Source organism: Rhodoferax sp. UBA5149, assembly GCF_002413825.1.
Lineage (GTDB): Bacteria > Pseudomonadota > Gammaproteobacteria > Burkholderiales > Burkholderiaceae_C > Rhodoferax.
The window spans coordinates 13,905-16,684 of the sequence record NZ_DHXT01000196.1; the positions used below are offsets into that span (position 1 = coordinate 13,905).

Consider the following 2,780-nt stretch of genomic DNA (forward strand, 5'->3'; position numbering starts at 1 on the left):
GGTAACGCGCGTGCGGTGCTGTCGGCCGGGGCCGACGGACTGGCGGTCGTCAGCGCGCTGTGTTCGGCGCCAGATCCTCGCGCGGCGGCGGCGGCACTGAGAAAACTCATGGATTCGGATCGAGACTAAAACCGGTTGCACAAGGATAAATTAATGACTGTTCATGCATTCAAATTCGAGTACCCCAGAGTTCTCTCTATCGCGGGCTCAGACAGTGGCGGGGGAGCCGGCATACAGGCCGATCTGAAAACCTTTTCGGCGCTGGGTTGCTTCGGTATGACGGCGATCACCGCGCTCACGGCACAAAACACCTGTGGCGTGCGCGCCATTCACGGCGTGCCGCCGCACATGCTGCGTGACCAGATTGACGCAGTGATGGAAGACATCGGCGCTGATGCAGTCAAGATTGGCATGTTGCATGCGCCGGAGATTGTGCGCACGGTGGCCGAGGCCATCGACCGGCATGCCCTGAAAAACGTGGTGTTCGACCCGGTGATGGTGGCCACCAGTGGTGCGGTATTGATAGACAACACGGCGGTGGATGTGTTGGTGCGCGAGCTGTTTCCCCGTGTGGCGGTGATCACCCCCAATCTGGATGAGGCGGCGCTGCTGGTGGGACGCCCTTTAACGTCGGCACAAGATATGGAGCAGGCGGCCCTTGCCTTGCTCGACAAAGGCGCGCGCGCCGTCTTGCTCAAAGGCGGGCATCTGCCGGGGGACACCGTCATCGATTTGCTGGTGACGAATAGCGGTGAAAAATACTGGATGCAGGCGGCACGCATTCACAGTCCCAACACCCACGGCACGGGCTGCACGCTCTCAAGTGCCATGGCGGCCCATTTGGCCTTGGGCATGTCGCTGGTGGATGCGGTGCAGCACGCCCGCGCCTATGTGCGGGAGGCTTTGCAGGCCGGCGCGCAAGTGCGCACCGGCAAGGGCAGCGGCCCGCTCAATCACAGCCACGCCCCTGTGGCCATGCGGCTTAAGCCTTTGCGCTGATCGCAGCCTGCAGGCTGGCAGCCATGGCTTCAGGGTGTTCAGCGGCGACCAGAGCCCGCACCACCGCCACCGAGCCCACGCCGCTGGCCAGAACTTCTGGCAGCCTGCTGCTGTCAATGCCGCCGATGGCGACCAGCGGGTAGTCGCGCATCAGGCTGGCGTAGGCTCCCAGGCGCCCCGTGCCTTGTGGCGCCGTCACCATGCGCTTGAGGGTGGTGGGAAATACGGCTCCCAAGGCGATGTAGCTGGGGCTAAAAGAATCGGCATGCAGCATCTCCGCATAGCCATGGCTGCTCAGACCCAATCGCAGCCCGGCGGACCGGATTTGTTGCAGATCTGCCTCCTCCATGTCTTCCTGCCCCAGATGAACGCCGTAGGCGCCCGCGGCGATGGCCGCTTGCCAGTGGTCGTTGATGAAGAGCAGGGCGTCCGTACCCTGAACCGCCTGAACGGCCGCGCGTACCTCCTGGTCAATTGCACGGGCATCGTCGGACTTGAAACGCAGCTGAACCGTGGCCACACCGGCCCGGGCCATGCGCACCACCCAAGCCGCATCGGGCAGCACTGCGTACAAGCCTAGTTGGCGTGGGCAGGCCGCGAACGCGTCGTCGCGAGGCCAGGGGCGGATGCCGAAGTCGGCCGCTTGGTCGGGCCAGGCGCCTGCTTTGAATTGCCCCGTGCGCTCAAACACGCGCTGCCAGGCCTTGGCCAGACACTCGGCGTCGGGCTCGATGAAGCCTAGAGCCAGACAGGCCTGCTTGGCGGCGCGATAAACCGGCGCGTCGCTGCTGAAGACGGCAGGCGCTGTTGCCGCAGCGGGCAGAGCCAGGCTTGCATGCGCCGCGATGATGTCCTGCACCAGTGCCTCGTGCGTGTTCATTGCGCTGCTCATGCCTGATGCCAAAAAGGTGTTCCCAGCACCGGGGTGCTGGCTTGCGCGGCGTGCTGCTCGGTCATGCTGCCAGCCAGAAAAGCGTCGCGACCTGCCTGCGTTGCGCTGGCGAAAGCGCCGGCCATGGTGATCGGGTCTTGCGCCAGGGCGACGGCCGTGTTGAGCAATACCCCATCAAAACCCCATTCCATCACCTGGCAAGCGTGCGATGGCAAGCCCAAGCCGGCATCCACGATCATGGGCACCGACAGGCGTTCGCGCAAGGTGCGCAGGGCGTAGGGGTTGATGGGGCCTTTGCCGGTGCCTATGGGGGCCGCCCACGGCATGATGGCCTGGCAACCGGCGTCTACCAGCCGCTGGCACAAGACCAGGTCTTCGGTGCAATAAGGCAGTACCTTGAACCCGTCCTTGATCAGTCGGCTGGCGGCTTCGACCAGATTCAGGGTGTCGGGCTGCAAGGTGTAGTCGTCACCGATGAGCTCCAGCTTGATCCACGAGGTTTCAAACACCTCGCGCGCCATCTGGGCGGTGGTGATGACTTCCTGAACGCTGTGGCAACCGGCCGTGTTGGGTAGCACCGGCACACCGAGCTGGCGCAACATGTCCCAGAAGCGGTTGGGGGTGTCATGGGCGCTCACATTCTGTCGGCGCAGCGATGCCGTGAGCATGGCCGGTTGGGCCTTGCGCACAGCGTCTTCCAGAACACGGGGCGATGGGTAACGTGAGGTTCCCAGCAGCAGGCGGCTTGGGAAAGTCTGGCCGTATAGAACCAGTGGATCAGCAGAAATGGTGGTGGAAGCTGTGATAGTCATGGTGTGAAGTAGATGATCCGCCGCCGTGCGCCGCGCCGGGCCGCCCCAAGCAAGCACAGCCCCCTCGGGGGGCAGCG

3 protein-coding genes are annotated in these 2,780 nt (G+C 64.1%); 1 reads left to right on the forward strand and 2 read right to left on the reverse strand.

Annotation, left to right across the window (positions count from 1 at the left end; translation table 11 throughout):
- Nucleotides 1-153: 153 nt before the first annotated feature.
- Nucleotides 154-999 carry a bifunctional hydroxymethylpyrimidine kinase/phosphomethylpyrimidine kinase gene (thiD, locus tag B3V69_RS17550; RefSeq protein WP_296448290.1) on the forward strand — a complete coding sequence of 282 codons (846 nt, stop codon included), beginning with the start codon at nucleotides 154-156 and terminating at the stop codon, nucleotides 997-999.
- Here the strand turns inward: thiD and B3V69_RS17555 are convergent.
- Together B3V69_RS17555 and B3V69_RS17560 are read right to left on the reverse strand one after the other, a co-directional pair.
- On the reverse strand, nucleotides 983-1,891 hold the full coding sequence (locus B3V69_RS17555) for a thiamine phosphate synthase (RefSeq protein ID WP_296448291.1): 909 nt from the start codon (nucleotides 1,889-1,891) through the stop codon (nucleotides 983-985). The genes thiD and B3V69_RS17555 overlap by 17 nt on opposite strands.
- Entirely contained in the window at nucleotides 1,888-2,703 is an 816-nt protein-coding gene (locus tag B3V69_RS17560; RefSeq protein ID WP_296448292.1) for a thiazole synthase, read from the reverse strand. The genes B3V69_RS17555 and B3V69_RS17560 overlap by 4 nt, the downstream gene beginning before the upstream one ends.
- Nucleotides 2,704-2,780 lie beyond the last annotated feature (77 nt).